1 protein-coding gene is annotated in these 349 nt (G+C 69.9%); it reads left to right on the forward strand.

Features of this window, described 5'->3' with window-relative positions; translation table 11 throughout:
• On the forward strand, positions 1-349 hold a 349-nt coding region (locus RCF13_RS13545; protein WP_308141242.1), incomplete at both ends, for an autotransporter outer membrane beta-barrel domain-containing protein.

Raw genomic sequence — 349 nt, forward strand, 5'->3', positions numbered from 1 at the left:
AACCCCCTCGCCCACGCCCCTGGTGACAGCCCCGCCCGGCACCCGTGGTGACGTTTTCACCCTGGACGCGCCCACGCGCGAACTCGGCTTTCATCGCCTCACCCCGCAAGTCGCAGTCGTCGCCACCGACACCGCGACACAATGGGTGCTGCAAGGCTTCGCGCTGAAGCGGGACGAAGCCGCGCTCCAGGGCGGCACGGGACTGACGGACGTCGGCCGCCAGAACTTCCTGACCGAAGTGAACAACCTCAACCGGCGCATGGGGGATCTGCGTCACGCCCAGGGCAATGCCGGCGGCTGGGCGCGCCTGATGAACGGCTCAGGCAGCTCGGCGCGCGGGGGATCCACG

Origin of the sequence: Stenotrophomonas maltophilia group sp. RNC7, assembly GCF_030910085.1 — a bacterium.
In the GTDB taxonomy this organism is placed as follows: Bacteria; Pseudomonadota; Gammaproteobacteria; order Xanthomonadales; family Xanthomonadaceae; genus Stenotrophomonas; species Stenotrophomonas sepilia.